23 protein-coding genes are annotated in these 25,344 nt (G+C 62.0%); 11 read left to right on the top strand and 12 right to left on the bottom strand.

Features of this window, described 5'->3' with window-relative positions; translation table 11 throughout:
- Positions 1-26: 26 nt before the first annotated feature.
- Positions 27-908: an AraC family transcriptional regulator gene (locus tag CUJ91_RS24455; RefSeq protein ID WP_114157375.1), complete on the bottom strand. Its 882-nt coding sequence runs from the start codon at positions 906-908 to the stop codon at positions 27-29.
- Between the two features lie 180 nt (positions 909-1,088).
- Between CUJ91_RS24455 and CUJ91_RS24460 the strand changes: the two genes are divergently transcribed.
- The 4 genes from CUJ91_RS24460 (at position 1,089) to CUJ91_RS24475 (ending at position 4,865) form a co-directional block, all read left to right on the top strand.
- Positions 1,089-1,985 (top strand): NmrA family NAD(P)-binding protein, encoded by an 897-nt coding sequence (locus tag CUJ91_RS24460; protein ID WP_114157376.1) that lies wholly within the window; start codon positions 1,089-1,091, stop codon positions 1,983-1,985.
- Between the two features lie 420 nt (positions 1,986-2,405).
- Entirely contained in the window at positions 2,406-3,206 is an 801-nt protein-coding gene (locus CUJ91_RS24465; RefSeq protein WP_107707855.1) for a DUF4118 domain-containing protein, read from the top strand.
- A 1-nt stretch (position 3,207) separates the two neighbouring features.
- The gene (locus CUJ91_RS24470; protein WP_114157377.1) at positions 3,208-4,089 is read left to right on the top strand and encodes an alpha/beta hydrolase; all 882 of its coding nucleotides are present in this window, start codon (positions 3,208-3,210) and stop codon (positions 4,087-4,089) included.
- Positions 4,086-4,865 (top strand): MipA/OmpV family protein, encoded by a 780-nt coding sequence (locus CUJ91_RS24475; protein WP_114157378.1) that lies wholly within the window; start codon positions 4,086-4,088, stop codon positions 4,863-4,865. Before CUJ91_RS24470 ends, CUJ91_RS24475 begins: the two co-directional genes overlap by 4 nt.
- Before the next feature lie 11 nt (positions 4,866-4,876).
- Here CUJ91_RS24475 and CUJ91_RS24480 read toward each other — a convergent pair whose 3' ends face one another.
- The 6 genes from CUJ91_RS24480 to kce all read right to left on the bottom strand — a co-directional run bounded on the left by CUJ91_RS24480 (position 4,877) and on the right by kce (position 13,259).
- On the bottom strand, positions 4,877-7,147 hold the full coding sequence (locus CUJ91_RS24480; protein WP_114157379.1) for a two-partner secretion domain-containing protein: 2,271 nt from the start codon (positions 7,145-7,147) through the stop codon (positions 4,877-4,879).
- A 215-nt stretch (positions 7,148-7,362) separates the two neighbouring features.
- Positions 7,363-9,090 (bottom strand): tannase/feruloyl esterase family alpha/beta hydrolase, encoded by a 1,728-nt coding sequence (locus CUJ91_RS24485; RefSeq protein WP_114158049.1) that lies wholly within the window; start codon positions 9,088-9,090, stop codon positions 7,363-7,365.
- Positions 9,091-9,156: 66 nt separating this feature from the next.
- Positions 9,157-9,897, bottom strand: a complete 741-nt coding sequence (locus tag CUJ91_RS24490) for a beta-ketoacyl-ACP reductase (RefSeq protein WP_114157380.1) — start codon at positions 9,895-9,897, stop codon at positions 9,157-9,159.
- Between the two features lie 47 nt (positions 9,898-9,944).
- Positions 9,945-10,736 carry an SDR family oxidoreductase gene (locus tag CUJ91_RS24495; protein WP_114157381.1) on the bottom strand — a complete coding sequence of 264 codons (792 nt, stop codon included), beginning with the start codon at positions 10,734-10,736 and terminating at the stop codon, positions 9,945-9,947.
- Between the two features lie 79 nt (positions 10,737-10,815).
- Complete coding sequence (locus tag CUJ91_RS24500; RefSeq protein WP_114157382.1) at positions 10,816-12,171, bottom strand: MFS transporter; 1,356 nt, start codon at positions 12,169-12,171, stop codon at positions 10,816-10,818.
- Between the two features lie 149 nt (positions 12,172-12,320).
- A complete protein-coding gene (gene kce, locus CUJ91_RS24505) occupies positions 12,321-13,259 on the bottom strand; it encodes a 3,5-dioxohexanoate:acetyl-CoA acetone transferase (protein WP_114157383.1) in 939 nt (312 codons plus the stop codon).
- A gap of 280 nt (positions 13,260-13,539) precedes the next feature.
- Here kce and CUJ91_RS24510 point away from each other — a divergent pair, with 280 nt between their 5' ends.
- Positions 13,540-14,571 carry an AraC family transcriptional regulator gene (locus CUJ91_RS24510; protein ID WP_029969005.1) on the top strand — a complete coding sequence of 344 codons (1,032 nt, stop codon included), beginning with the start codon at positions 13,540-13,542 and terminating at the stop codon, positions 14,569-14,571.
- 50 nt (positions 14,572-14,621) lie between these two features.
- Here CUJ91_RS24510 and CUJ91_RS24515 read toward each other — a convergent pair whose 3' ends face one another.
- The 4 genes from CUJ91_RS24515 to CUJ91_RS24535 all read right to left on the bottom strand — a co-directional run bounded on the left by CUJ91_RS24515 (position 14,622) and on the right by CUJ91_RS24535 (position 17,879).
- Complete coding sequence (locus CUJ91_RS24515; protein WP_161966596.1) at positions 14,622-15,323, bottom strand: DUF421 domain-containing protein; 702 nt, start codon at positions 15,321-15,323, stop codon at positions 14,622-14,624.
- A complete protein-coding gene (locus CUJ91_RS24520) occupies positions 15,323-16,063 on the bottom strand; it encodes a DUF421 domain-containing protein (protein WP_006050337.1) in 741 nt (246 codons plus the stop codon). Before CUJ91_RS24520 ends, CUJ91_RS24515 begins: the two co-directional genes overlap by 1 nt.
- 30 nt (positions 16,064-16,093) lie before the next feature.
- Positions 16,094-17,206 (bottom strand): patatin-like phospholipase family protein, encoded by a 1,113-nt coding sequence (locus tag CUJ91_RS24525; RefSeq protein WP_114157385.1) that lies wholly within the window; start codon positions 17,204-17,206, stop codon positions 16,094-16,096.
- Between the two features lie 400 nt (positions 17,207-17,606).
- Positions 17,607-17,879: a hypothetical protein gene (locus CUJ91_RS24535; protein ID WP_006050339.1), complete on the bottom strand. Its 273-nt coding sequence runs from the start codon at positions 17,877-17,879 to the stop codon at positions 17,607-17,609.
- Between the two features lie 270 nt (positions 17,880-18,149).
- Here CUJ91_RS24535 and CUJ91_RS24540 point away from each other — a divergent pair, with 270 nt between their 5' ends.
- Positions 18,150-18,365: a hypothetical protein gene (locus tag CUJ91_RS24540; RefSeq protein WP_006050340.1), complete on the top strand. Its 216-nt coding sequence runs from the start codon at positions 18,150-18,152 to the stop codon at positions 18,363-18,365.
- Position 18,366: 1 nt separating this feature from the next.
- On the opposite strand, the gene CUJ91_RS24545 is transcribed toward CUJ91_RS24540, so the two are convergent.
- Positions 18,367-19,860, bottom strand: coding sequence for an MFS transporter (locus CUJ91_RS24545; RefSeq protein WP_114158050.1), 1,494 nt, complete (start codon positions 19,858-19,860; stop codon positions 18,367-18,369).
- Between the two features lie 277 nt (positions 19,861-20,137).
- Between CUJ91_RS24545 and CUJ91_RS24550 the strand changes: the two genes are divergently transcribed.
- The 5 genes from CUJ91_RS24550 (at position 20,138) to CUJ91_RS24570 (ending at position 25,339) form a co-directional block, all read left to right on the top strand.
- Positions 20,138-21,205 (top strand): ABC transporter substrate-binding protein, encoded by a 1,068-nt coding sequence (locus CUJ91_RS24550; RefSeq protein WP_029968996.1) that lies wholly within the window; start codon positions 20,138-20,140, stop codon positions 21,203-21,205.
- Positions 21,206-21,221: 16 nt separating this feature from the next.
- On the top strand, positions 21,222-22,085 hold the full coding sequence (locus tag CUJ91_RS24555) for an ABC transporter permease (protein ID WP_006050343.1): 864 nt from the start codon (positions 21,222-21,224) through the stop codon (positions 22,083-22,085).
- 63 nt (positions 22,086-22,148) lie between these two features.
- Entirely contained in the window at positions 22,149-23,039 is an 891-nt protein-coding gene (locus CUJ91_RS24560; protein ID WP_114157386.1) for an ABC transporter permease, read from the top strand.
- Positions 23,040-23,076: 37 nt separating this feature from the next.
- Complete coding sequence (locus CUJ91_RS24565; RefSeq protein ID WP_114157387.1) at positions 23,077-23,919, top strand: ABC transporter ATP-binding protein; 843 nt, start codon at positions 23,077-23,079, stop codon at positions 23,917-23,919.
- 43 nt (positions 23,920-23,962) lie between these two features.
- The gene (locus CUJ91_RS24570) at positions 23,963-25,339 is read left to right on the top strand and encodes an LLM class flavin-dependent oxidoreductase (RefSeq protein ID WP_114157388.1); all 1,377 of its coding nucleotides are present in this window, start codon (positions 23,963-23,965) and stop codon (positions 25,337-25,339) included.
- The last annotated feature ends 5 nt before the right edge of the window (positions 25,340-25,344 follow it).

Genomic DNA, 25,344 nt, shown 5'->3' on the forward strand with positions numbered 1-25,344 from the left:
CCTGCGCTGGTGAACCACCGCGCACGTCAGCGCGCGGCCGACTTCACCAGTTCGCGCGGCGTCACGCCGAGCAGCCGCCCAATCCAGTGCGCCATGTGGCTCTGGTGCGAGAAGCCGGCCTCGAGTGCGATCTGGCTCGCGGAGAGCCGGCCTTGCAGCAGCATCGTTCGCGCGCGTTCGACGCGCCGCTGCACCACGTACTGATGCACCGGCACGCCGAGCGTCGCGCGAAACAGCACCTTGAAATGCGGCACGCTCAGCTCCGCCTGCGCCGCGAGTTCGCTCAGCGTGAGACGGCGGTCGAGATGCGCTTCGATGAAGTCCGTCACGCGCGCCGCTGTTCTCGGAGCGAGCGTGCGCTCCTTGCCGTCGAGCGACGGCGCCCCGCCGATCAACCGCACCACCATCGCCGTGCACAGGCTTTCGGCGTATAGCGGATCGGACGCGTCGTCGGCTTCCAGTTCGGCGCGCAACGCCCACGCGAGATGCTGGAAGCGCGCATCGCGCATCTGGAATTGCGGGCGAATCTGCGCGTCGCTTGCCTTGACTGCCAGTTGCTCGGCCGTCTTGCGCGCGAATTCCTCGCCGATCCAGACGCTGAAAATCATGCAGGCCGATTCGTCGCTCCATTGGCCGTCGAGTCCCGCGGGAATCACGTCGGCGTCGCCGTGCGCCTGAATGCGCGAGTGCGGCTTCTCGTTGCAAAGACAATGCGCTCTGACCGGCCCGCCCACATGCACGCCGACCCGATGATGCTTGAGCGCCGGTATCCGGTGCAAGCCCGCCGACACGTTGACCAGCTCCGCGCCGAAGCCTTGCCAGCCGAGCGTTTTGCTCGAGCGCAGCGCGATGCGCGAGCCGCTGTGCGCGGGCGGAATCTGAGTCGGGACAGGTATGACGGCGTTCATCGTTTGTCTCGCGGATGGCAGTCGATCTGCGGGCATTGTGCCGGGTTTTTCGCGGCTTCGCTCGATGGGCGGCCATCGTCAAACGACCATCCGAATCTGTTCATTTGCATCCAGGCATGCGCGTTTTTTGCGGCACGCGTCCTTATGATCGGGCCATGACGATCCAACAAGGAGCCTCACGTGTTCGTGATTTTTGGAGCAGGCGGCAAGGTGGGCAACGCAAGCGCGGCTGCGTTGCGGCGCGCGGGCTGCGACGGGCGTGCCGTGGTCCGCAACGCCGCGCAGGCCGCGCCGCTCATCGAGCTGGGTTGTGAGGTGGCGATCGCCGATCTGCGCGATCCTGCGTCCGTAGCGCGCGCCATCGACGGTGCGCACGCGGTGCAGATGCTGTGTCCGGTGCCGGGCGATCACGACGACCCGGCGAGCGCGATGCGCCGCATGATCGACGCGAGTGTCGACGCGTTGCGCGCGAATCCGCCGCAACATGTGCTCGCGCTTTCGGATTACGGCGCCGAGCACGCGAGCGGGACGGGCATCACCACGCTGTTCCACTACCTGGAGACGCGGCTCGGCACGCTCGACACTCGCCTGACGTTTCTGCGCGCCGCCGAACATATCCACAACTGGGCGCGCGTGCTGCCGGTCGCGTTGGCGAAGGGCGTGCTGCCGAGCCTGCATCATCCGCTGGACAAGCGCTTTCCTACCGTGGCCGCGCAGGATGTCGGCGCGCTGGCGGCTCAACTGCTGATGGACGGCAAGCCGCCACGGCATTCGCCGCGCGTGGTGAGCATCGAAAGCGAACAGCGGGTGAGCGTGATCGACGTCGCGCGCACGATTGCCGATCTCGCCGGCCGCACAGTCACCGCCCACGCGGTGCCGCGCGAGCAATGGGCGGCGATGCTCGCCGGAGCCGGTCTCGGCGACGGCCATGCGCGCCTGATCGTCGATCTCTACGACGCGCATAACGCTGGCCGCATCGACGTGCAAGACGGCGTCGGCGAACGGCGTTTCGGTCCGACGACGCTGACGCAGGCGTTAGCGTCAATCGTGCCGCGCGGCGCAGCGCTCAGCGCCTGACGGGAGGATCGATATGTCGACCTGTGTTCTACGGCATGCAACGAGTAAGCGACGCGTGAATACGAGCCGCCTGCTCGCCGTCGCGTTGGCGCTGGCGGGGCTGATCGGCTGGCGCGCGGTTCGCGATCTCCTTGCCGCGATTCCCGACAGCAACGACGACTTCGGCTTGTTTTAGCGCCGAAGCAATGACCTCAGCCCGCGAACGACTGTCCGCACCGCGCTGGCGCTTGCGCATTGCATCGCGCCGCGACACCACGCCCCACGTCTTAAAACTCGCGCAACCCTCAGCACTGGATTAAACTTTGGCGGCTCGTTCGGCCGCCGCGCTCAAAGTTTGGTTCACCGAACGACTTATCGGCTAAATCTTTCTCCCCTATTGCCGTTAACGAGGTGAAAGGTTCTTAAGTTTGCGTCGGGTGCATGGAAGTCATAAATTCAAGACGGTGGGCGCCGCGGGGCCGGAACAGGTGGATCGCCGCAGCCGCGGCACTCGGTGCCGCCGCGATCATCAGAGCGATCCTGCATCCGCTGCTCGGGCCGTTTATGCCCGGCACTGCTTTTCTCATCGCCGCGGTGCTCGTCGAGTACTACTGCGGCCTCGCGCCCGCGTTATGCGTGATGCTGCTCGGGCTTTGCCTTGCCGATTATCTTTTCGTGCCGCCGTATGGCCACATCGACGTGATCGACGCGTCGGACCTGCATCTGCTGATCTCATATCCTCTGCTCACGATTCTCATCATCAGCCTCGTTGAACGTTTGCGGCGCGCGCAGTATCGCGCCGAACTGCTTGCGGCCGTCGCGCAGTCGCGCTACGAAATGCTGCTGCGCCACGACAACGAGCGGCTGCTTGCCCGCCGGGCTACCGATGAAATGCATCGCATGCTGCGTCATATCGCGCAGTACAACCGCTCGCTGATTCTCATCAAGGCGCTCGATCCGGCCAACAGCTTGCCGCCTGGCAGCTTCGTGGCCGCGGCCGCCACGGCAACACCCAATGCCCTCGTGGACGACGCATCGTTGCACGCGGGCATCGCCTATTGCGCGAAGCACACGCAAGTGCACGAGGAGGATCTCGCGCACGTGCGCGTCCATCTGACGCCGGGCCATCACCGTATGCGTTTTCTCTCCGGCGCCCGCGACGACTGGCGGCCGGTCGAATGCGTGTGCGATCGCTTCACCACGTCGTCCGGTGAATTCCTGGTTTTGCGCGCGGATGACTGACATGAACGCCACGCCATTTTCAGGCATTGACGGCAGCGATCACGCGGTCCTGTTGTTGCATGGTCTGTCGAGCTCGCCGCTCGAATTGCGCTTTCTCGCCCGACTGCTTGCCGACGAAGGCTTTGCCACGCATACGCCGGAATTGCCCGGCTACAGCGCAGGCACCGGACATCAGCCGATGGAGCAATGGATCAGCGCGGCCGTCGCGGAGTTCGACCGGCTCGCCGCACGGCATCGGCACGTCTCGATCTGCGGTCTTTCGATGGGCGCGACGCTCGCGGCCGCGGTTGCGCACGAGCGGCCCGCTGCCCCCGCGTTGCTGCTGCTGTCGATCACGCTCAACTACGACGGCTGGGCGATTCCCTGGTATCGCTTTTTGCTGGACTACGTGTATTACACGCCGCTGCGCTCGCGTTATCGCTATCGCGAGCAGGAACCCTACGGGCTGCGCAACGAGGCGTTGCGCTCGAAGATCGCGCGCGCCATGCAGAAGAACGACATCAGCGAAGTCGGACCGGCGTTCATCGGCTTGCCGGCGCTGCACGAGGCCGGCCGCCTGGCGGGCTCGGTAAAGAAGAAGCTCAAGGGCATCGGCACCGATTGCCTGATTATTCACGCCATCGACGACGAAACCTCGAGCCCGCATAACGCGCGATTCGTCGGGACCACCATCGGCGCGTCATTCTTGCGAACCATCTGGCTCGACGACTCCTATCACATGATCACGTCCGACAACGAACGCGAAGTCGTGGCGCGCGAATGCGCCCTCTTCCTGCGCGAAAGCGTGGCCGCCACCGTGTCGAGCCATAACCCGGCGCCCGTGGTTTCTCGCGCGCTCGCACGCCGCCTGCGGCAACTGGCGACTGTGGCGAGGAAAGCATGAAGCGCACATTCGTGCTCAAGGCGGCAGCGTGCGGCTTTGCAGTGGCAGCTTGTGCCGGCGCGGCTCACGCCGACGAACCGCAAGCAGCAAGCGACTGGAAAATATCGGTCGGGCCGGGCTTGTATGTGTTTCCAAAGTACCCAGGCTCATCGCAGATCCAGGTGTTGCCGTTTCCCGTTCAGGACATTTCATGGAAGGACCGTGTGTTCTCCCAAGGTCCGGACGTGCTGGGCGTCAATGCGCTCGCGGGCGAGAACTATCATGCCGGGGCGTCGCTGAGTTTCGATTTCCAGTCGCGAAAGAGTTCCGACGATGCGCGGCTCAAAGGCTTGCCCGATGTGCACGTGGGACCGAAGCTGCGGCTTTTTGCGGACTATACGTGGTGGGCTTTCACGGGCTCGGCGGCGGTCTACAGGGACATCGCCGGAACCGGGCAAGGCCTGACCGCGATGGCGGATCTCTTCGTATCCGCGCCGCTCGGCAAATTGCTGCTGTCCGCAGGGCCTGGCGTGACATGGGCGAACGCGACATACACGCAGACCTTCTTCGGCGTGAATGCGCAGGAGAGCGCCGCGTCGGGCCTGCCTCAATATGCGACGCATTCGGGCTTGCGCGACGTGCACTTCAACGTCAACGCGCTCTATAAATTCGACGCGCACTGGTCGGCGAACGTCGCGGCTGTGATCGGGCGTCTGCAAAAGTCCGCCGCCGGCAGTCCGATCACCGAGCGGCGTCTCGATCTGAACGGCATGGCTTCGGTGTTGTATCGGTTCTAGCGCACCGTTCGTTAGTGTTGTTCGACCTGCCAGCGCAGCACAGGATGCGTTGCGCCCGCAGGCATCGTCCACGCTCCGTTGCTGCTGAAGTCCCAACCGGCGAAGCTCGCGGGATCGCTCATCTGCGCGGTCGTCAATCCGTTCGACGGCGGCAGATTGCCGCCGCTCGTCGCCACGCCCGTCGTCTCCGCATTCCAGTAGACGTTGCTGCCAAGCCCCGAGCAATACGCGCAGACGCCGCCTACCTGGCGCAAGCTGTACGCGGAGACCTTGCCGGTTGCGAACGACTCCGTGACCGTGCCGCTGTTGATATTCACGAGTCCCCCGGACGAGCCGCGCGACTCGTTGGCCGACACATTGCCGGTCGCATACGACTGCGTGATGGTTCCTGTGTTGTTGAACACGAGGCCGCCGCCACCCGAATCGGCGACGACATCGGCACTGCTGCCCGAACGCGCGATGGTTCCCAAGTTATCGCCGACCAGTCCGCCGATCGACGCGCCTGCACCATTGGTCGGCGCCGAGATTCTGCCGGAGGTGAACGTATTGACGATCAGGCCGTGGTTACTGCCGGCCAGAATGCCGATGGACCTGAACGACGGCGCGTAGATATGCGAGTTCGCGTTGATGTTCACGTCGCGCACGACGGCGTTTGCGGCGATATCGCTGAACACCGCATCGGAGTCGGGCGAGATGTTCAACACCGTGTGCCACATGCCGTCGAACTGCCCGGAAAACGACGTATGGTCGGTAAAGCCCAACGTCTTGAACGCATAGCCGTTTGCGTCGATGTCCTTGCCTAGCGCGTAGTTGCCGGCCATGTCGTTGGCTATGTTCTGCAGATCCTGCGCCGAATTCACGAGCTTATAGCCGGTGACCTGCGTGAGCAGGCCGCTGTACGCGGGTGCGCTCCACGCGCTATTGCTCAGCACGACGCCGGGCGTATAGCTGCCGTTCATGTCGTAAAGCGCGCTGACGGTGCCGGTACTCGAAGACCAGTCGATCGTGCCGTTATTGGCGACGCTGCCGCCGTTGTCGATGCCGCCCGCGTCCGCGCGCAGCGTCAGCGCGCCGCCGCCCTGGTTGCCGAGCGTCGCGCCCGAGGCGACCGAAACACTATGCGCCGCGTTGAGCGCGAGCGATGCGCCGCCGGTCCATTGAATGCTCTGCGCGACGTCGATATCGCCGCTCTGGCCCGCCGCGCCTGTCGTCGTCATGTTGATGGAGCTGCCCGCGCTGAGGCTGCGGGCAAAGGCGCGCGACGCGCCGTCATCGAACGTATATGCGGGCAGCGTAACGTTCCATTGCCCTGCGGTGACTTTCGTGAGATCGCCCCAGAAGGTCAGCAGTCCCGTCGTGGTATCGACGATGCCGCCGGTTCCATCGGCGCGCTGCGCGCCGACGTTGCCCGCGAGAATCACCTGGCCCGCGGTGCCCGCCACCAGCCACACATGTCCGTCGCGCGTCGCGGTGCCGGTTGCGCGCACCGCATCGCTGCGGCCGGCGAGCGCGTAGATGTTGCCGTCCACGGCTTGCAGGTTCACCTGCGCGGCTTCGATTGCGCCGGTGTTGACGATAGCGCCGCCGCTTGCGGTCTGCACGAACATCTGCTGCCCGCTCGACGAGTCCTGCAGCAGCACCTTGCTGCCCACAGCGATTTCAGCCGTGCCTTGCGGCGCGCTGATCGTGCCGTAGTTGTCGACTTCCTTCGCGGCGATGAGCAGCACATCGCCGTTCGTCGAGCCGATGTGGCCGAGGTTGACCACGCGCTGATCCGACTGCCCGGAGAACGTCAGCGCTCCGCCGCTCATGAACGACGCGTTGTCGGTGTCGAGTGTCGAAGCAACGAAGCGGCCGCCTGTCGTGACCACGCCTTGCGGCCCGATCACGACGCCTTGCGGATTGATCAGATAGACGCTGCCGGTCGCGTTGAGCTTGCCGAGAATCGACGACGGCGAGCCGCCCGTCACACGGTTTAGCGTCGCACCGGAACCGTTGTTGAAGACGACCGTGTTGTTGCCGCCGATCGAAAAGCTGTTCCAGTTGACGACGCCTCGCGTCGAACCCGGTTGCGTGACGGTCAGCGTATTGCCGGCGCTGGCAATCGAACCGCTGCCGCTCACATAGGCTCCGCCTTGCGGCAAGGTGCCTTGCGCAAGCACCGGGGCCGCGCACGACATGCCGATGAACAACGCGAAGACAGACAGTGAGATAGAGACAGGGACGGCGGGCAGGTTGCCCGAGGCGCGCGGCGGGCGCATGGAGAACATATCGCGTGACATACTTTCCCCTCTTTTATACAAGCGGAATGGCATGCCACTCTGCCGGGGCCTTTGCCTCTGTTTTCAGGGCGTGGCCAATGCAGCATAGGCCATAAATTGTGCTCTTAACTAACAGGAACTCTCAGCGTTTTGTGCCTTGATGCCTGCGTTTTGTGCCGACTCCGAATCCGTCGACCGCGTGCACACGCACCGCGGCCCCTGCACGGTTCGTTCGCTCACTGCACAACACACTCGAAAGAAGCAGCCTGATTCACGTCGCCGCCCTGATAACGCGGCCATTTCGGATAATCGCATAGCGGCCGCGTGCGACCGGGAACGCCGGCGGTGTCGGTAGTCACCTGCGCGACCGGAGCCTTGCCTCTTTCGACCCATTGCTGAAGCGCCGACAGCGAATCCCAGGTGGCGTTAAACGTACTGCTTGCCGCGTGACCCATCGCCGGGATCTCATAGAAGCGCACGAACGACTCGACCTGGCGAACGCCGAATTGCGCTTGCAGCCGCCGATAATATTGCTCCGTTGCACGCGTGCTGACCAGTACATCGGATAATCCATGAACGAGCAGCAGCTTCCCGCCACGTTCCTTGAACGCAGCAATGTCGGTGCTTGCGTCAAGCTGCGAACTGAGCTCGCTGATACGGTTCGCCCATACGCCCGGCTGCTCCGGATCGAGCGATAGCGAATTGGAGTTCGGGTCGCGCGTGACCGAGTACTTGATCCACTGATCGGTCAGCACGCTGATATACGGTGCCGTCAAAGGCATCGGATTGGCCGGCTGTGATGTGCCGAATGCGAGGAACGTGACCACAGGCTCGACCGGAGAACTGCGCGTGACGATGCCGAGGTCGGCGCCCCATACGTTGTAGCCAGGATATTGAGTCTCGCCGCTCGCGAGCCGGAAGCGAAAGTGGGTGGACGTATTGATTGTTTTCAACGCTTCGATTTGTGCGTCCGACAGGCAATTGTCGCCGGTGTCCACGCCTTTCGCGCAGCGCAACGGAGCACCGTTGAGCGTGGCAATAGACGGATCGAATCGCGCGTTGCATTGCTGCTGATCGCTGATCAGGCCGTCTGCCACGCCGTCGAGCGCGTCGCATGCCTCAATCGCCGCGTCGTACAGTGCCTGCCGTTTGCCGACGGAAAGATAAGCGCCCGGTTTCGCCAGCGCGCGGTTCATGCGTTGACCGCCGAGTAGCGCCGCTGCGTCGTCCCATGCCGGATACCATGCGATTGCACCGTCCCAATCCGAGGGCCAGCGCTGGATCGCCGTGACGGCTTCACGTCCACCCGTCGAACCGCCTGCGAAGTAAGCCTTGCGTGGCAAATGCGCATAGCGGGCCTTGATGATCGCGAGCGCTGCGTCGTGCGTTTTCTTTAATGCGTCGCCGCCGAAATTTCTAACCGCTTCGTCGTTCAGGCCAAAACGTCCGTCCTGCGAGGCGAGCGCGTTCGCCTGATGACCCGAGTCGCTTGCGAACGTTGCATAGCCGCGGCCAAGCGGTACGGGTTGGTCGACCGGGCCATTGGGCACGTTGCCGGCCACATTCGGAATGGTCCCGTCAAAACCACCGCCGCCCAACATGACGACTTTGTCGTTCCATTGTGCGGGCAACGCGACCTTGAATTGAATGTCGGGCGCGGATCGGTCGAGTGGCGAGATCTTGCCGGTGACCTCGCAGTATTCCGGAAGCGCGGTTGCTCCGCTTCCGCTCGCTGCGACTGGCTTTACGGCGGTGACGGCCGCTCCCGAGGTCGGCAAGCCTATTTCCGAAGCCGGCACGATAAAGCCTTGCAGCCGCTCGCAAGCGGCCACGTGGCCGGCGGGCAGAGTCGCAGCTATGCCGGATGCGGGAATCGCCGATGTAATCAAAAGCGCGGCAACGAGCGCGGCAGGGAGCGCGACGGCGCGCGCGACTTTCCAATTGCGAAGGTGAACTCGAATCATGATGTCTCCGTTATGACCGACGTTTTCCGCAACGCGAATGCCGCGCGCTGCTTGCACGTTGTGCCGCTACAGCGTCATGCCGCCAGACGCTTCGATAACAGCGCCATTGATATAACTCGCTTCGTCGCTCGCGAGAAAGGCGTAGATGTTGGCGATTTCTTCGGGCTTGCCCAGGCGCCGCAACGGCACCTGGTTTCTCATCTTCTCGAGTACTTCGCCGGGTACGGTCGCCAGAATCGGCGTGTCGATAAAGCCCGGCGCGACAGCATTCACGCGGATGCCTTTAGGGCCGAGTTCACGGCTCCATGTCTTCGTGAATCCGATAACACCGAACTTGGACGCCGCGTAGTTCGTCTGCCCGTAATTGCCGTAGATTCCGACGACCGAACTCGCGTTGAGAATCACGCCGGCCTGCTGGCCGATCATGCAGTCGAGCACGGCTTGAGTGGCGTGAAAGACGCCGCGCAGGTTGACATCCATGACGTCTTCGAATTGCTCGACCGTCATGTTTTGCAAGCGTGCATCACGCGTAATGCCCGCGTTATTCACCAGCACGTCGATGCGTTTAAAGCGCTTCTGCACGCCGGCCGCCATATCCTGAACGGCCTCACGATCGGCCACGTTGACGGTGAAGCCCACCGCTTGCGCGCCCGCCTCACGGCACGCGCCGACCACCGATTTCACCGCATCGGCATTCACGTCGCATACCGCGACGCTCGCGCCTTCGCGTGCGAATTTGAGTGCCGTCGCCGCGCCGATTCCCTGGCCCGCGCCTGTGACGATTGCAACCTTGCCGTTGAGTCTCATTGGATCTGCGTCCCTGGGTAGTGAGTTGTTTTGATGTCGGTATGCCGTCAAAGATATTCGACGTTGCCATCCACGCTGATGGCTTGCCCGGTGATGTTGTAGCCCGCCGGCGATGCGAGGAATAGCGCCATCGCGGCAATGTCGTCGACGGTCACCATCCGGCGCAGCGAAATCTTTTTCAGGTACTGCTCTTTCATTTCGTCGAACGACACGCCCGTCGACTCGGCTCGCGCCGCGATCACCCTGTCCATTCGCTCGCCTTGCACGACGCCGGGCAGAATGGCATTCACGCGAATGTTCTCGGGCCCAAGCTCGATTGCCAGCGACTTCACCAGTCCGACAATCGCCCATTTCGTCGCGGCGTATGGCGTGCGAAACGCGTACCCGAGCCGCCCCGCCACCGACGACATTGCAATGATCGCCGGGCAATCCGATGTCTCTTTCAGCAGCGGTACGGCCTTATGCAGGAAGTAGTACTGGCTGTTGAGATTCGTTGAAATGGTTCGTTCCCAGTCGTGCGGTTGAATGGATTCGACGTCGCCCGTCGGACCCGCGATGCCCGCATTGTTGATAAGAACATCGAGTCCGCCGAGCCTCGCGCGCGCGTCGTCGATAACCTGGTCGACCTGCTCGCGATTTGCCACATCCGCGACGCCGGTGTAGAGCTTTGGGTTCCTCTCTTTGGCCTTTTCAACCGCCGACGCATCGACGTCGCAGATATAGACCTGTGCGTCTGCTTGAACAAATGCATCGGCAATGGCTGCTCCAATTCCCGCGGCTGCGCCGGAAATAAGTACGCGCAGACCGGGCCTCGGTTTGAGAAGCTCGAAAGTATTCATGTGTCGCACCAACAAAATGAAATCGAATGGGGAATAAAGCCGTTTCCGGGCTTATACGCTTTCATAGCGATGCCGGCATTCAGCTTTTGGATGTGTTGAGTTGCGCGCCCTTGGCCGTCGCCGGGATCGGACGATCCGCAGCCCGGATGGCTTTCGCAAGGAGCGGCACGAGACACAGGCCGAGCACCGATGCGACGACCACGACGTTAAAGCCCGAGTCGCTTCTGCCGGTTATCGTCTCGGCCAGCCCGAAAAGATAAGGTCCGACAAAGCCACCCAACAAGCCGATCGTATTGATGAAAGCAAGTCCGGCCGCAGCCTGCACGCCTTGCAATCGCTTCATCGCCACGGCCCAATACGAAGGCAGAATGCCGCCTGCGAAAAAGCCGGTGATGCCAAGCAGCGTGATTTGTGCCGCCTGATTTTTCGTCGCGATAAATGCGCACGCGGTGATAACCACGCCCGCAGTCAGCACACCCAGGAAGCCGCAGTCATTGCTTATCCGGCGGTGAATGCGCGGCAGCGTGAGCACGCCAAGCAGAAAGCCAATGCCGACACTACTCGACAGTAAGCCGACGAGAAGCGGCGACTTAACATGCATCTGTCCGACAATCGACGGAGTGAAAAAGTACAGGCCCACGAACGCTACCTGATTCAGAAAGTAAATCAGTGCAATGAGTACCGTGGTCGGACGTTTCAGTGCGGCGATCCAGTGCGCTGACGTGAGTTCGGCGTGACCGTGCGTGTCGATGACCGCGTTATCCTCGAGCGCCTGTGCTTCCTCTGGAGTGAGCCACTTCACCTCGGTGGGCCGGTTCGGCAGCTTGAAAAAGAGGATGATGCCGACCACGATGGTGGGCAGACCTTCCAGCAGAAACATCCACTGCCATCCGTGCAGACCGCCGATTCCGCCCAGTTGCATCAGCCCCGCACCGAGCGGATTGCCGATAATGAGCGCAATGGAAGGAGCGGTATAAATCCAGCCCACGGCGACCGCCCGGTCCTTAGGCGCGAACCACAGCGTCACCATGTACATCAAGGCCGGAAAAAGCCCTGCTTCCGCGACCCCAAGCAATACCCGCAGAACGTAGAAGGACAGTTCGCCTTGCACAAACATCATCGCCGTGGATAACGCTCCCCAGGTGACGGCAATACGCGCAATCCAGGCCCGCGGACCGACGCGGTGCGCCGCCAGATTACTGGGCACTTCGAGAAGCGCATAACCGATAAAGAAGATGCCGGCGCCCAGCCCGTAGGCCGCCGCACTAATGCCGAGATCGGCCGCGAGTGCGCTCTTGGCCAGCGCAACATTCGTGCGGTCGATAAACGACATGAAGTAGATCGCGCACATTAACGGAAGGAGCCTCGCCATCGCCTTGCGAGTCGCTCGCCAGTGCGTGTCGCCGAGGCGGGGGTCAATAGTAGCTGCAGTCATGATGTCTCCGGAAATTGTCCTGCCTGTTTTTTCTTGTGTTGCGCGCCGGGCGATTGCCAACCGGCGCTGCAGGATAAAAAGTACTTCGGCTTGCGAGCCTTTTGCGCGCAATGCCATCTGCTTAATGCTCAATGCTCAATGCTCAATGCTTAAAGCGAGACGCTTTCGCGCCCTTTCAATCCGAGCATCGCGCGGGCATCGGCCGGTGTCGCGATTTCGAAAGAAAGCTCTTCGAGGATTCTGCGAATCTTGCGGACCTGCTCGGCATTCGATCGCGCTTTCACGCCACGCGACAGGTAGACGCTGTCTTCGAGACCGACGCGAACATTGCCGCCCATGATCGCGCCCATCGTCACGAGCGACATTTGATGACGGCCGGCGCCAAGAACGGAGAATTGATAGTTCTCACGTCCGAATAGACGGTCGGCGGTGGAACGCATCAATGCAAGGTTCTCTGGATCAGGACCGATGCCGCCGAGAATGCCGAACACGGACTGAATAAAAAACGGCGGCTTGACTAGTCCGATGTCGATGAAGTACGCGAGGTTATACAAATGCCCGACGTCGTAGCATTCGAATTCGAAACGCGTGCCGTAGTCATGAAACTCGGTGAGGATGTTCTTGATATCGCGGAACGTGTTCCGGAAGATCATGTCCTCCATGCCTTCGACGTATTCCTTCTCCCAATCGAATCGCCAGGAAGAGATTCGGGCCGCGACCGGATGCAGCGAGAAGTTCATCGAGCCCATGTTCAGCGAGCACATCTCGGGTCTGGCGACGCGTGCGTAGGCCAAACGCTCGTCGAGCGTCATGCGCGTGCTGCCGCCAGTGGAGATGTTGATGACCGCGTCGGTCTGCGCGGCAATCGCGGGCACGAACTGGCGGAACACTTCGGGCGCAGGCGTTGGCCGTCCGTCTTGCGGATTGCGTGCATGCAGATGAAGAATCGCCGCGCCGGCCTCGGCGGCCTCGAGTGCTTGAGTCTTGATGTCATCGGGCGTGAGCGGCAGATATTCCGACATCGACGGTACATGCGCCGAGCCTGTCACTGCGCACGTAATGATGACTTTACTGGTCGAATTTCCCATTTCAATACCTATCGTGTTGCGGCTGATGCAGAGTGCTCGGAAGCCGGGGCGAATGAGGCCGCTGACGCAATGACGCACGTCAGGCCGATTGCCACGAGCGCCATAGGCGCGAGATCACGGGGATGGTGGATTTGCATGCTTGTCTCCAACAGGTTTGCGAGTCGCACAACTGCAATGCGGACCCGTCTCTTGTCCCATTGATAGTAGTGAGATACGATTCAGTATGTAAGGTCAATTTCGGACAAGCTGATGTCCCACGAGGACATCCACGGGAGGCACGGTGTCGGCGAAATTCCCGCTGTTGAACGAGCGCATCTACGCGCCGTACAAGATCGCGGCGCTGGTGGAAGTACTCGCGGAGCAAGGCATTGCCCCCGAACAGAGCCTCAAGGGAAGCGGCGTCGAGCCCGACCAGATCTACGACGCGTCGGTCATGACCTCGGTGCGGCAATACGCGATGGTATGCAGAAACGCCGTCAGTCTTTCATCCGACCCAAGTACTCCTTTCAAAACGGGAGCACGTCTTCATCTCGCCGCCTATGGCATGTACGGCTATGCGCTGATGTCGTGCCTTTCGTTGCGCGACTACTTCCGGCTAGGCGTCAAATACCATCGGCTCGCCACGCCGACTATCACGATCGAGTGGACCGAAAACCCCGATACTTCTGTGTGGACTTTTCCCGACGCCTTTTCTTCGAATTTGCCGCACGACGTCCAGCAGTTTCTTCTCGAACAGCAGTACACGCAGCACGTCACGCATCTTCAGGACGTTGCGGGAAGAAGCTGCCCGCCGGTACTTGCGCGCTTCTCTTATCCCGCGCCCGAGCATGCCGCGATATACCGCGAGTACCTAGGTTGCCCGTGCGAGTTCGACGCCGACGAATGCCAGTTGATCTACGACAGCGCCATACTCGAAGTTAAGCCGCACCTGGCACATCGGCATTCGGCTGCGCTTTTGCAGGAGACGTGCGACAGATTGATCGGGCAAGCGAAAACATCATCGGGTGCATCGGGTGAGGTGTATCAGCTTTTAATGCGCAAGCCCGGCGTTTTTCCGAGCATGGAAACCGTGGCCGAAGCACTCAAAATGACGAGCCGAACGTTGAGGCGCCGACTCGAATCGGAAGGCACGTCGTTCGTCGCAATTGTCGATGACGTCCGCTGCTCGCTCGCCACCGAGTACCTTAAAACGACCAAGCTCAGCACCGACGATGTCGCCATGCTGGTCGGCTTTAGCGACACGGCCAACTTCCGCAGAGCATTAAAGCGCTGGACCGGCAAGGGACCTGGCGAGATTCGCGACGAGTCATGAGTCGCTTGGTGGCTGTTTTTATAGTGGCTTTGTAGTTCTTTTCAAAGGTTTCATTCCGTCTTCTCTTCGACTTTCGGCTTCTGCGGCAATTGCACCGCCGATTCCCATCGCATCGAACGACACGCGGAGCACGGTTCGGTCGGCCGGTTCTCGGTATCGACGGTCGCGCCGCAACTCCAGCATGCGAAGTAGCCGTCGGCGCCGATCGCATCGAGAAGCGAGCACTCCATGTCTGGTCGAACCGTCAAGCCGGGGCGTTCGTGCTTTCTCCACACGAGGCTAATAGAACCGGACGACTCCAGATAAACGCGGCGCAACTGTCCCAGATGCGCGACGTTTGCAGCACGAAGTTCCGACGCGAGCATTTCGCGGGACACCTCGCTGGTCTTGAGTTCGTCGAGAAGAATTCTGCCGTCTTTTACGAGCATGGTCACGTCGCCTTCCTGCGCTACCTGAAATTTGCGCCACCGCAGGCCGGCTCTCGAACTCATGCGCTGAAGCGCGACGACGGTAAATAGCACGATAGCCGCCGGCAAAATGCCTTGCGACGACACCTGAATAGGAACGCCAATCGCGGCGCCCAGCATGAGAATCACCGCGAGTTCAGTAATGCTCAACTGTGCGGCAACACGCTTGCCCATCATGCGCATTGCCACTAGCAGCAGCACATAGACAAGCGCCGCGCGGACCACCACTTCCAATAAGAACGCCCAGGGTCCGTCGCCGATCAGGATTCGCTGAACGAGCTGCATCAAACCTCCACTTCCCTGACTGCACATGTCCATTCAGTCGAGCCGCAGTTCTCGCATCGCAAATTGTCTGTGTGTTCCTTTTCAATCGTGTTGCCGCAATGACGACATGCCGACCAGCCTGGCAAGTGGCCTTCTTCCTGCAGTTCCTTGTCGATTGCCGGCAGCACGGAGAGGCCCGGCTTCGACGGTCTCGCGGGAATGAACGAGAAAGAACCCGAGGGCTCCATATAGAGCCGGCTAATCTGTCCGAGGTGTTGCCAGCCCTTGATCCGCATTGCTTCGAATACTTTTTCGCGCGGCATCGCGGCACGCGCCAACTCGTCCATTTCGAGCCGGCCTTCGCTGACGAGCAGCGTGACGTCGGTTGAAATAAGTGTTTCCAGCCGCCGGTGTGTGGTGCCGAGCCGGGCAATGAGACGCTGCAATACGATTGCGACGAGTGCAATCACCAGCGGCGGCAGCATCCCCCGGTTCGACGCCTGCAACGGCACGCCGATGGCCGCCGCGAGTGTGACCACAATTGAAATCTCGAACAATGTGTATTGAGCCGCCACGCGGCGCCCGAGCAGACGCATTGCGATGACGAGCAGTACATAGGTCACGCCGGTTCGCAGCAGTACTTCAAGCAGGAACAGCGATGACGTGTTCCCGAAAAGAAAGCGGTGCCAATCCGTAAGGCTGAAGGGATGGTTTTCCACGACGGTATGCGCAGCAGTGGCCTGGTGGGACACGTAGCGCATGGCGCATGCCTGAAGACCGCGCAAGGCAATTCAGGCACTTTCCATCTGCGAGAGCGCCGCTTCGGCCACTCGTCGCCCATTGTTCCAGTGCTCGTCGATGGCGGTCTTGCCGAACTGCGAGTCCTTGAAGTGCGCCTCGCATTGCGAGCGCTCGTAATCCACCGGCACGATGCGTACATTGTCCGGCTGCGCAAGCGCCGCTGCATTGATCAGTTGCGGGTCGCTCTGCCGCTTTTCGCCGTCGATGCACTCGAGCGCGTACGCAAGCAAAGACTTCAAACGTTGCGATTCCTCACGCGTTTCGTTGAAGAACGCCGCTCTGCTTGCGTGCTGAATGTTCTTGAGGCGAATGTCCACGTCGACGAGATTGTCCGCAAGCGGGCCATCGCAACTCCATAAGTCGGCGCGCAAAATGGTGGTGCTCACACCAGGCGATGCGCTCGCCAGCAGATGGCGCACGGGCGCGCCGGTCACGAGCGAACCATCCCAGTACCAGGCGCCGTCTATTTCGACGGCTGGAAACCACGGCGGCAGCGCGCCCGACGCCATGATCATGGCGCCATTGAGTCCGTCGTCGTGATTGACGAAGTAGCGCGCCGCGCCCGTCGCCACGTTCGCAGCCACCACACTGACCTGGACGGGGCTGCGATTGAGCAGTTCGAAGTCGCATAGGTTCGACAGCGTGCGGACGAGTGGTTGTGTGTCGAATACGCTCGCATCGCCCGGATTGCCTGTGCCTGCGACCCACGGAATATCCACGCGCCGCACGAAGAACCCCGGCAACCCGAATTGCAGCGCGTACGTTTGGTCGGTTTCGGCGAGCATGCGTCTCACCGTTCGATGTTCGAGCGCGCCGCGCGGCGGCCATAGTTGCAACGCGTGCTCGCGCAGCGCGGAGCCGGGCACCGACACGCTATTCCAGAAGGTTTTGAGCCGCTCTATCCTGCGCGACGGCTCGTTGCCGAAATACAGCGCCGCATTGATGGCGCCAATCGACGACCCGCTGCAGGCGTCGATTTCGACACCCGCGTCGTGCAACGCTTCGAGCACGCCGGCCTGGAACGCGCCAAATGCGCCGCCGCCTTGCAATGCAAGTGCAATCCGGTGAGCAGGCTTTTTATGTGCAATCGTCGATGGCGGCATGCGGCTCCTCGTCTTCTCCGCACGCAAAGCGGATCAGGATAAAGAAAGCATGCAGCGCCGCAACGCGCGTTCCTGCCGCTCGCGCCGGACTGCGGCCGCAAAAGTACCGCGCGCGCAAGATCGAGCCAAGCGCCGTTCAGTGCTGACCCGCGTTCAGCACCATCCAGATTTGCCGGGCCTCTGGCCCCGCAAGAATTCGCGCAAAGACCGCGCGACATCGGCTGCACGTGTAGTGCTCTTCGCGGCGCGTCTCTTCCACTGAACCGACGCCGTTGAGCGTCAGGTCCGAGTGCGGAGGCTCAGCCGCCGGTTTGCCATACAGTTCCGCGCATTGCGCGCAAGGTTGAATCCAAAGGTCCATGTGTCGGTCGTCGGTACTTTTTCTGTTCGAGGCAAGCGCTTAGTCCTCAAACGGATTGCCGCTGCTTTTCGCCTCAGTACTGAGATTGTATTCCGCACGCACCGCCTTGAGGACCGCTTCCACGTCGCGCTCGAACCCGACCACATTGCCGAAGTGAGTCATGTTCCAGTTGCAGCCTGTCTTGTCGACTTCCTGCAATTGCGGCCGCGGCACGCGAATCTTCACGCCGTCCTCGACGATTTCCTGCAACCGATGGATTCGCCGGCTGACCTCCTGCTGAAGCTGCGAGGCATTGAGCGTCTTGCGTATCATCCAGGTCCCCTTCCGTTTATTCGCGCCAGTCTAGCGCAACCGACGCGCGCCGCGACGTGGCGCCGGAATGGAAAGCTGGACCTGATGAGTGTTGGTATCGGACGAGTAAAACGATGCGAGCTGTCTGGGCAGACCCAACATCGATTTGCCGTTACGCTCCCGCCCTTCCCATGGAATGCCCGCCCACTCTGGCTCGGCGGGCGGTGAGCATAAGCGCATCGTTGTCGGCACAGTAGTTGCAAATGTTAGCCGCATCACCAGGAGACAGTCATGATGCGGCTCTTTGCAAACTCATTCCGAGCGAACGCGGCCTATAAAAACGGAATCGTCGTGATCGGCGCATGCGCGGTCATCGCAATCTGCGTAACCGGACTTGCGGCACTTACAGGCATGCTGCCGGAATCGGAATCGGTCGCCGTCACCGTGACTGCCATGCCGTTGGTGGACCTGCAGACTGCGCTGTCACGCGACATCGTCAGCCCATGACCTAACGCGCGGCAGTGACGCCGCCCGGTTCCGCGTAGTCTTCGGCATCGATGTCGTAGCCCGACGGCTCCCAGCGGATTGCGAGCAGCACGAGCAACGAAGTCAGCGGCGCGATGGCGATCAACCAGAAGACCTTCGTACCGAATGCGGCAGCGAGCACCGGAAAAAGAAACAGCGAGACCGTCGACGCCGAACGCACCAGCGTCTGGTTAAAACCGACGCCGATTCCCCGCAGCGAGGTCGGATAGCTCAGCGACGCATAAGTCATCGAATGCGAGCCGGGTCCGAAACCTTGTCCGAACAGATAGCCGCCAAGCAGCAGAATCGCGACCACCACGAGCGCACCGCTGCCCGGTTTGCCGATCAGCGCGAGTCCGATCAGCGACGCGAATTGCAGCGCGTGCCCGAGCACAGTCATTTTCCACGCGCCGACGGTCGGCGCGGTGCGCACGCCGATCAGCCCACCGACGAATGCAAATGCGAGATTCAGCGCGAGCGCCGCGACGATCGTCGTGAGCGGCCCCTGCTGGAAGAAACTCGTGATGATCACCGGCAAGCCGAAGATGATGGCGTTGTAGCCGAATGACGAAGCACTGCCGATCACCGCGGCGAGAATCGTCCGGCGACGGTAAGTGGCGTTGAACAGAAACCCGTAATTGCGCCACGATGCCGCGCGCGGCGCCTTCTGCGGCGTCGCGCTTCGTTCGACTACTGTGTCGATGCCGTAAGAGCGCTTCAGGATGCGCGCGGCCTCCTCGAGATCGCCCTGATTCGCGGCCCAAACAGGCGACTCGCTGATATAACGGCTACGAACGAGAATGATCGCGATGGCCGGCACCGCGCCGAATGCGAGCGTCAAACGCCATAGCCAGCCCAGTTGATGCTCGGGCAGAATCGCGTACAACCCAAGAATCAGCAGATAGCAGGTGCTCGTGGCCGCGTACCATGCGGGGCACCACGCAGCGACGCTAGCCGCCTTGTTGCCCTTGCCCGCCACCCGCGAGAACTCGGCGAGAAACGCCATCGCCACCGGCAAATCGAGCCCCACGCCGAAGCCCATCAAAAAGCGCGCGCCGCCGAGCACCCACGCATTCGGCGCGAGGCCGGCCGCGATCGCCGCGACCACGAAGAACAGCATGTCGGCCATGAACACGCGATAACGGCCGATGCGATCGGTCAGATACCCGCCGAACAGCGCGCCGAGAATCGCGCCGAAGGTGATGGCCGACGAGACGAATCCCACCTGAACCGGCGACAACGAAAACTGGCGCGCGATGTCCTTGATCCCGTAAGCGAGCGACGTCAGATCGTAAGCATCGAGAAAGACACCACCCAATGCAATCGCAATCACGATCCGCGCATTACTGCCTTTCGCGGCGCCTGCGCTGACGATGCGTGACACGTCCTGCGCATTGCGAATGACGGTGGGACGCGCCGCGTTGCCGGCAGACGTTTGCGGATCGGCTTCGGCGGAGGGAAAAGCAACAGTGGACATGATCTCGCGTTCGCATGAATGGCTGAAGCGTCGCATGGTAGCCATGCAATCCATGCGGGCAAAACGACGAATTTAACTATGCAAATCGGGAATTGCGTACTTGCATGCCGCGCGTGCGGCATGACGGCATTCAGTCAGGCGATTCGAACTACTGCAGATTTTCTTATCAGCAATGATTGGTTGGATTCGACGGCACGCGAATCTAACGTGTAGTGCCAGGTCTCTGCCCGCCAGAGCATTCGTACTTCTTTTCCCTTCCATCGACCGGTATTGCCGCATGCGCTATTTCCGTCTGCTGAAATCTTTCTTCGCCGTGGCGACGTTGTCGCTCGCCGCGGTTCACGCCTATGCCGACAAGCCGGCGGTAATTCGCATCGGCGTCGCGCAACAGGGTAATGGCGATCCGCCTACGTTTGGTGGATCGCCCGCAGCCACCGTGCAATTGCAGCAGTCGCTCGAAAAAGAATTTGCCGCCGACGGCATCAAGGTCGAATGGCTGTTCTTCAAGGGAGCCGGCCCCGCCGTCAACGAAGCGATCGCCAACAACGCGCTCGACTTCGCCTATCAGGGCGATTTGCCCTCGGTACTCGGCCGCGCCAACGGTTTGAAGACGCGCCTGCTGCTCGCCTCGGGCGTCCGCGTCGGCATCAAGATCGCTGTGCCGACGGATTCGGACATTCGTTCGATTAAAGACCTGAAAGGCCGGCGCGTGTCGATCTTTCGCGGCACCAATCTGCAGCTCGTCGCGGACAATGCGCTCGCCGCCAATCAGCTCGATGAGCGCGATCTTCGCGTGATCAATCTCGATTCCGCGAGTTCGCTGGCGGCGCTGGCATCCAAGGGGATCGACGCGTCGGTCAACGATTACCACCTGTACAAGCTGCGCGATCAAGGCCTCGCGAAGATCGTCTACGAATCGCAGAACGATGGACCGCAATTCACGCGTCAGGCGCATCTGCTCGTGCTCGACGACTTCGATCGCGCGCATCCCGATGTCGTGCAACGGGTCGTCAACGTGCTCGTCAAAGGCGCGCAATGGTCGTCCGATGAAGCGAACCGCGATGCGCTCTTCAAGCTGTGGTCCAAGAGCGGCGTGCCGTATGCGTCATGGCAGGCGGAGTTCGCGAATCAAACACTCAAAGACCGCAACTCGCCGTTGATCGACCCGTTCATCGTCGCGCGCTACAAGGCCGTCGCGGCCGATGCGCTGAAACTCAAGCTGATCCGTCAGCCCGTCGAAGTCGATAACTGGTTCGAGACCAAGTATCTCGACAACGCATTGCGCACGCAGAAACTCGACCATTACTGGACGCGCTACGACGCCGCCGGCAAGCCGCTCGGCTAACACGGGAGCGATCACGATGAGCGAAACCGCACTTGATGCCGGCAACGAACGGTTCGGCCACGACGCAGCGGCGCGCGAGTTGCCCGCGGCGTCGCCACGTCGCAATGCGCGGCTGCGCGCGCTTGCCTGGCGCCTCGCGCCCTGGGTGTTGCCCGCCGTGCTGCTCGCCTTATGGGCGACGGGTTGCGAGCGCGGCTGGATCGCACCGCAGATCTTGCCGCCGCCCGAGCGCGTGTTCGACACCTTCGTCGAACTGGCGAGAAGCGGCGATCTCGCAAGCAATACGTTGATCAGTCTGCAACGTGTGCTGGTCGGCTTCGCTGCGGGCACGCTGCTCGGCTTCGCGCTCGGCGCGGCGCTCGGCCTGTCCCGCACTTTCGAAGCGTATGTGCTGCCGAGCTTCAATGCGCTCGTGCAGATTCCGGTGCTCGGCTGGCTGCCGTTTCTGTTGCTGCTCGTCGGCGTCGGCGAGCCACTCAAATACATTCTGATCGCGCATGCCGCGCTCGTTCCGGTGACGTTGAGCACGCTGCAAGGGTTTCGCCAGACGCCCGCATCGCTCGATGAAGTCGCGCGTGTCTTTGCGTACAAGCGCTGGCAACGGATCGTCTATCTGGTCGTGCCCGCCGCCGTGCCCACGCTCGCGACAGGCGTACGGCTCGCGTTCACCAAGGCCTGGCTCGCACTGGTGGTGGTCGAACTGGTCGCGTCTTCGGAAGGGCTCGGCTATCTGATCGTCTACGGGCGGCAACTGTTTCAACTCGATCTGGTGATGGCGTCGGTCGTCGTAGTCGGCGCTATCGGTTACGCAATGAATCGTTCGCTCGACGCACTCGAAGCGCGCTTGCGGCGCGGTCAACCGTCGGCGTTTCGCGAGTAATGACGAGTAGCGACGACCCATTGCCGGGCCGCATCGCGTCGCATCGCCCATGAGGTATTCACGATGAGTCTTGCTGTCTTTAAACGGTCCGCCGAAGCATCGAAGCAGTCGACCAACACGTTGTCGTGCGACTGCGGCAACAACGTGCCCGCCGCCTTCGCACGCGCCGCGCGACCACGCAAGCCACTGATCGCACGCGTCGACTGGCGCGGCGCCGTCTTGCCGATTGCGGCCATTGCAATCTGGTGGGCGATCTCCGAAGCGCACGTCGTCAAGAGCGGCTTGCTCGTCAGCCCCGCGCAGGTGCTGGCCACCGCCTGGCAGCAAATCGTCAGCGGCGCGCTGTTCAAGGCGCTTTCCGCGTCGCTCGCGCGTGAAGCAAGCGGCTTCGTGATCGGCACGCTAGGCGGCCTGCTGCTCGGCAGCGCGCTCGGCTTCTCGCGGCTCGCCACGCGCATGATCGGCCCGAGCTTCGACACGTTCAAACAGATTTCGCTGTTCGCGTGGATTCCGTTGATTTCCGTGTGGTTCGGTCTCGGCGATGCAGCGAAGGTCGTGTTCCTCTCGCTCGCAGCGTTGCTGCCCGTCGCCGCGCATACGTGTGACGGCATTCATGCGGTGCCGCGCGCGTACATCGAAGTCGCGCGCGCTTTTCGCTATTCGCGCTGGCAACTGATCCGCGCAGTCATTCTGCCGGCCGCGCTGCCGTCGATTTTCACGGGCCTCTATCTCGCGCTGATCTATTCGTGGCTCGCGACGCTGGGCGCGGAATATCTGCTCGTGGCAGGCAGCGGAATCGGCAATACGCTGATCGACGGCAGCGAGCAGTTCCGCATGGATCTGGTGCTGTTCGGCGTGGTCGTGGTCGGCGTGACCGGCTGGGCGCTGAACGCATTGGCGCGCGCGGTCGAACGGGCGATGTTTGCGCGCCGTTCGGAGGCGGCCGCCCGATGAACACGCCACACATTGCATTGCACACCGAGGTCCGCACATGACGTCTTCCACGCTGTCCGACAGCATCGACATTCTTCACGTCAGCAAGCGCTATGCGCGGCAAGACGGTACGCCGCTCGCGGTTCTCGACGACATCAGCCTGCGGGTACGCCCCGGCGAATTCGTCAGCGTGCTCGGATCGAGCGGTTGCGGTAAATCGACGTTGCTGCGGTTGATCGCGGGACTCGACACCGATTACAACGGCGAGATTGTCGTCGCCGGAGACAAGGTGCGCGACACGTCGCTCGAGCGCGGCATCGTGTTTCAGGATCATCGACTGTTTCCGTGGCTCACGGCGTCGCAAAACGTCCTGGCCGCGTTGCGCAATGCGCCGCTATCGGCGAAACAGAAGCGCGATGCGGTCGCGCAGCACATCGCGCTCGTCGGCCTGAACGGTTTCGAGCATGCGTATCCGCATCAGTTGTCGGGCGGCATGGCGCAGCGTGTGGCGATCGCGCGCGGACTCGTGAACCGGCCACGCGTGCTTCTGCTCGATGAGCCGTTCAGTGCGCTCGACGCGCTCACGCGCGGCCGTTTGCAAGACGAGTTGCAACGCATCTGGGAACACGAAGGCATCACGATGATTCTTGTCACGCACGACGTGGACGAAGCGCTTTATCTCGGCGATCGGGTCGTCACGATGGCGCCGCGGCCGGGCCGGATCAAACGGATCGTGGATGTCGCGCTGCCTCGTCCGCGCGACCGCAACGATCCCCGCTTCATTCGTTTGCGCGAGGAAGTGCTGGCCGATTTCGCCGGGCACGAGGACGATACGCCGCACGGCGGCACGTGCATTCCCGTAGCCAATCCGCCGATCACCGAATGGCGGCTCGCGTGGTGACACCCGCGGCATTCCCACACCTGGATCATTCTCGGAGATCACGATGAGCGGTGAAAATCGCCACAAGCGGCAAATCAAACTCGGCGCGTTCCTGATGGAGACGGGCCACCATATCGCCGCATGGCGGCATCCGGATGCGCACGCGAGCGGCGGCCTCGACTTCGCGCACTATGCGGAACTCGCACGGATCGCCGAGCGCGCGAAATTCGACGCGGTGTTTTTCGCCGACAGCGTGAGCGTGCGCGACACGAATCTGCCCTCGCTATCGCGCACCGCGCGCGCCGATCATTTCGAACCGTTGACGTTGCTCTCCGCGCTTTCGGTCATGACGAAAAACATCGGCCTGATCGCCACGGTCTCCACCACGTTTAACGAGCCGTATAACGTCGCCCGCAAATTCGCGTCGCTCGATCATCTGAGCGGCGGGCGCTCGGGCTGGAACCTCGTCACATCGAGCACCGAATCGGAGGCGCTCAATTTCAGTTTCGAGCGCCATCCGGATCACGCCGTCCGCTATGAGCGCGCGCGCGAGTTCTACGACGTGGTCGCCGGCCTGTGGGATAGCTGGGAAGACGACGCGTTTGTCCGCGACAAGGACAGCGGCGTCTATTTCGACCCCGACAAACTGCACGTGCTCGGTCACGCGGGCAAGCACTTCAAGGTGCGTGGACCGTTGAACGTCGCGCGTTCGCCGCAAGGATGGCCGGTCGTCGTGCAGGCCGGCGCATCGGAAGCCGGGCGCGAGCTCGCCGCGCAAACCGCCGAGGTGATCTTCGTCGCGCATCAGACGCTCGAGGAAGCGCAGTCGTTCTATCGCGACATCAAAGGCCGCCTCGCGAAGTATGGCCGTGCGCCGGATCATCTGAAGATCATGCCTGGCATTTTTCCGATCGTCGGCCGCACGCAGGAAGAGGCCGACGCGAAATTTGCCGCGCTGCAGGACCTGATTCATCCGACCGTCGGGCTATCGCTGTTGTCGAACATGTCGGGCGGCGTGGACCTGTCGCAGTATCCCGTCGACGGCCCCCTGCCCGAGCTGCCCGAAACGAACGGCGGCAAGAGCCGTCAACGACTGCTGTTCGATCTCGCGCGGCGCGAGAATCTGACGATTCGCGATCTCTATCTGCGCATTGCCGGCGCACGCGGACACCAGCAGGTGGTCGGCACGCCGCAAAGCATCGCCGATCAGTTGCAGCAGTGGTTCGAGGAAGAAGGCGCCGACGGCTTCAACATCATGTCGCCGTGGTTACCGGGCGGGCTAACGGAGTTCGCCGAACACGTCGTGCCGGAACTGCAACGGCGTGGACTTTTCCGCACCGAATACGAGGGGCGCACGCTGCGCGAGAACCTCGGACTGCCGCGGCCTGCAAACCGCTATACCAACGTCACAAAACAGGTGCCCGCGGTCGCGGGATATTGACGCAA

The organism is Paraburkholderia graminis, from assembly GCF_003330785.1.
In the GTDB taxonomy this organism is placed as follows: domain Bacteria; phylum Pseudomonadota; class Gammaproteobacteria; order Burkholderiales; family Burkholderiaceae; genus Paraburkholderia; species Paraburkholderia graminis.

Bases quoted from the DNA above. Each gene is read 5' to 3' on its own strand.
- CUJ91_RS24455 (WP_114157375.1), bottom strand. From the start codon at position 908: ATGAACGCCGTCATACCTGTCCCGACTCAGATTCCGCCCGCGCACAGC.
- CUJ91_RS24465 (WP_107707855.1), top strand. From the start codon at position 2,406: ATGGAAGTCATAAATTCAAGACGGTGGGCGCCGCGGGGCCGGAACAGG.
- CUJ91_RS24470 (WP_114157377.1), top strand. From the start codon at position 3,208: ATGAACGCCACGCCATTTTCAGGCATTGACGGCAGCGATCACGCGGTC.
- CUJ91_RS24475 (WP_114157378.1), top strand. From the start codon at position 4,086: ATGAAGCGCACATTCGTGCTCAAGGCGGCAGCGTGCGGCTTTGCAGTG.
- CUJ91_RS24480 (WP_114157379.1), bottom strand. From the start codon at position 7,147: ATGTCACGCGATATGTTCTCCATGCGCCCGCCGCGCGCCTCGGGCAAC.
- CUJ91_RS24485 (WP_114158049.1), bottom strand. From the start codon at position 9,090: ATGATTCGAGTTCACCTTCGCAATTGGAAAGTCGCGCGCGCCGTCGCG.
- CUJ91_RS24490 (WP_114157380.1), bottom strand. From the start codon at position 9,897: ATGAGACTCAACGGCAAGGTTGCAATCGTCACAGGCGCGGGCCAGGGA.
- CUJ91_RS24495 (WP_114157381.1), bottom strand. From the start codon at position 10,736: ATGAATACTTTCGAGCTTCTCAAACCGAGGCCCGGTCTGCGCGTACTT.
- CUJ91_RS24500 (WP_114157382.1), bottom strand. From the start codon at position 12,171: ATGACTGCAGCTACTATTGACCCCCGCCTCGGCGACACGCACTGGCGA.
- kce (WP_114157383.1), bottom strand. From the start codon at position 13,259: ATGGGAAATTCGACCAGTAAAGTCATCATTACGTGCGCAGTGACAGGC.
- CUJ91_RS24515 (WP_161966596.1), bottom strand. From the start codon at position 15,323: ATGCAGCTCGTTCAGCGAATCCTGATCGGCGACGGACCCTGGGCGTTC.
- CUJ91_RS24520 (WP_006050337.1), bottom strand. From the start codon at position 16,063: ATGCGCTACGTGTCCCACCAGGCCACTGCTGCGCATACCGTCGTGGAA.
- CUJ91_RS24525 (WP_114157385.1), bottom strand. From the start codon at position 17,206: ATGCCGCCATCGACGATTGCACATAAAAAGCCTGCTCACCGGATTGCA.
- CUJ91_RS24535 (WP_006050339.1), bottom strand. From the start codon at position 17,879: ATGATACGCAAGACGCTCAATGCCTCGCAGCTTCAGCAGGAGGTCAGC.
- CUJ91_RS24540 (WP_006050340.1), top strand. From the start codon at position 18,150: ATGATGCGGCTCTTTGCAAACTCATTCCGAGCGAACGCGGCCTATAAA.
- CUJ91_RS24545 (WP_114158050.1), bottom strand. From the start codon at position 19,860: ATGTCCACTGTTGCTTTTCCCTCCGCCGAAGCCGATCCGCAAACGTCT.
- CUJ91_RS24550 (WP_029968996.1), top strand. From the start codon at position 20,138: ATGCGCTATTTCCGTCTGCTGAAATCTTTCTTCGCCGTGGCGACGTTG.
- CUJ91_RS24555 (WP_006050343.1), top strand. From the start codon at position 21,222: ATGAGCGAAACCGCACTTGATGCCGGCAACGAACGGTTCGGCCACGAC.
- CUJ91_RS24560 (WP_114157386.1), top strand. From the start codon at position 22,149: ATGAGTCTTGCTGTCTTTAAACGGTCCGCCGAAGCATCGAAGCAGTCG.
- CUJ91_RS24565 (WP_114157387.1), top strand. From the start codon at position 23,077: ATGACGTCTTCCACGCTGTCCGACAGCATCGACATTCTTCACGTCAGC.
- CUJ91_RS24570 (WP_114157388.1), top strand. From the start codon at position 23,963: ATGAGCGGTGAAAATCGCCACAAGCGGCAAATCAAACTCGGCGCGTTC.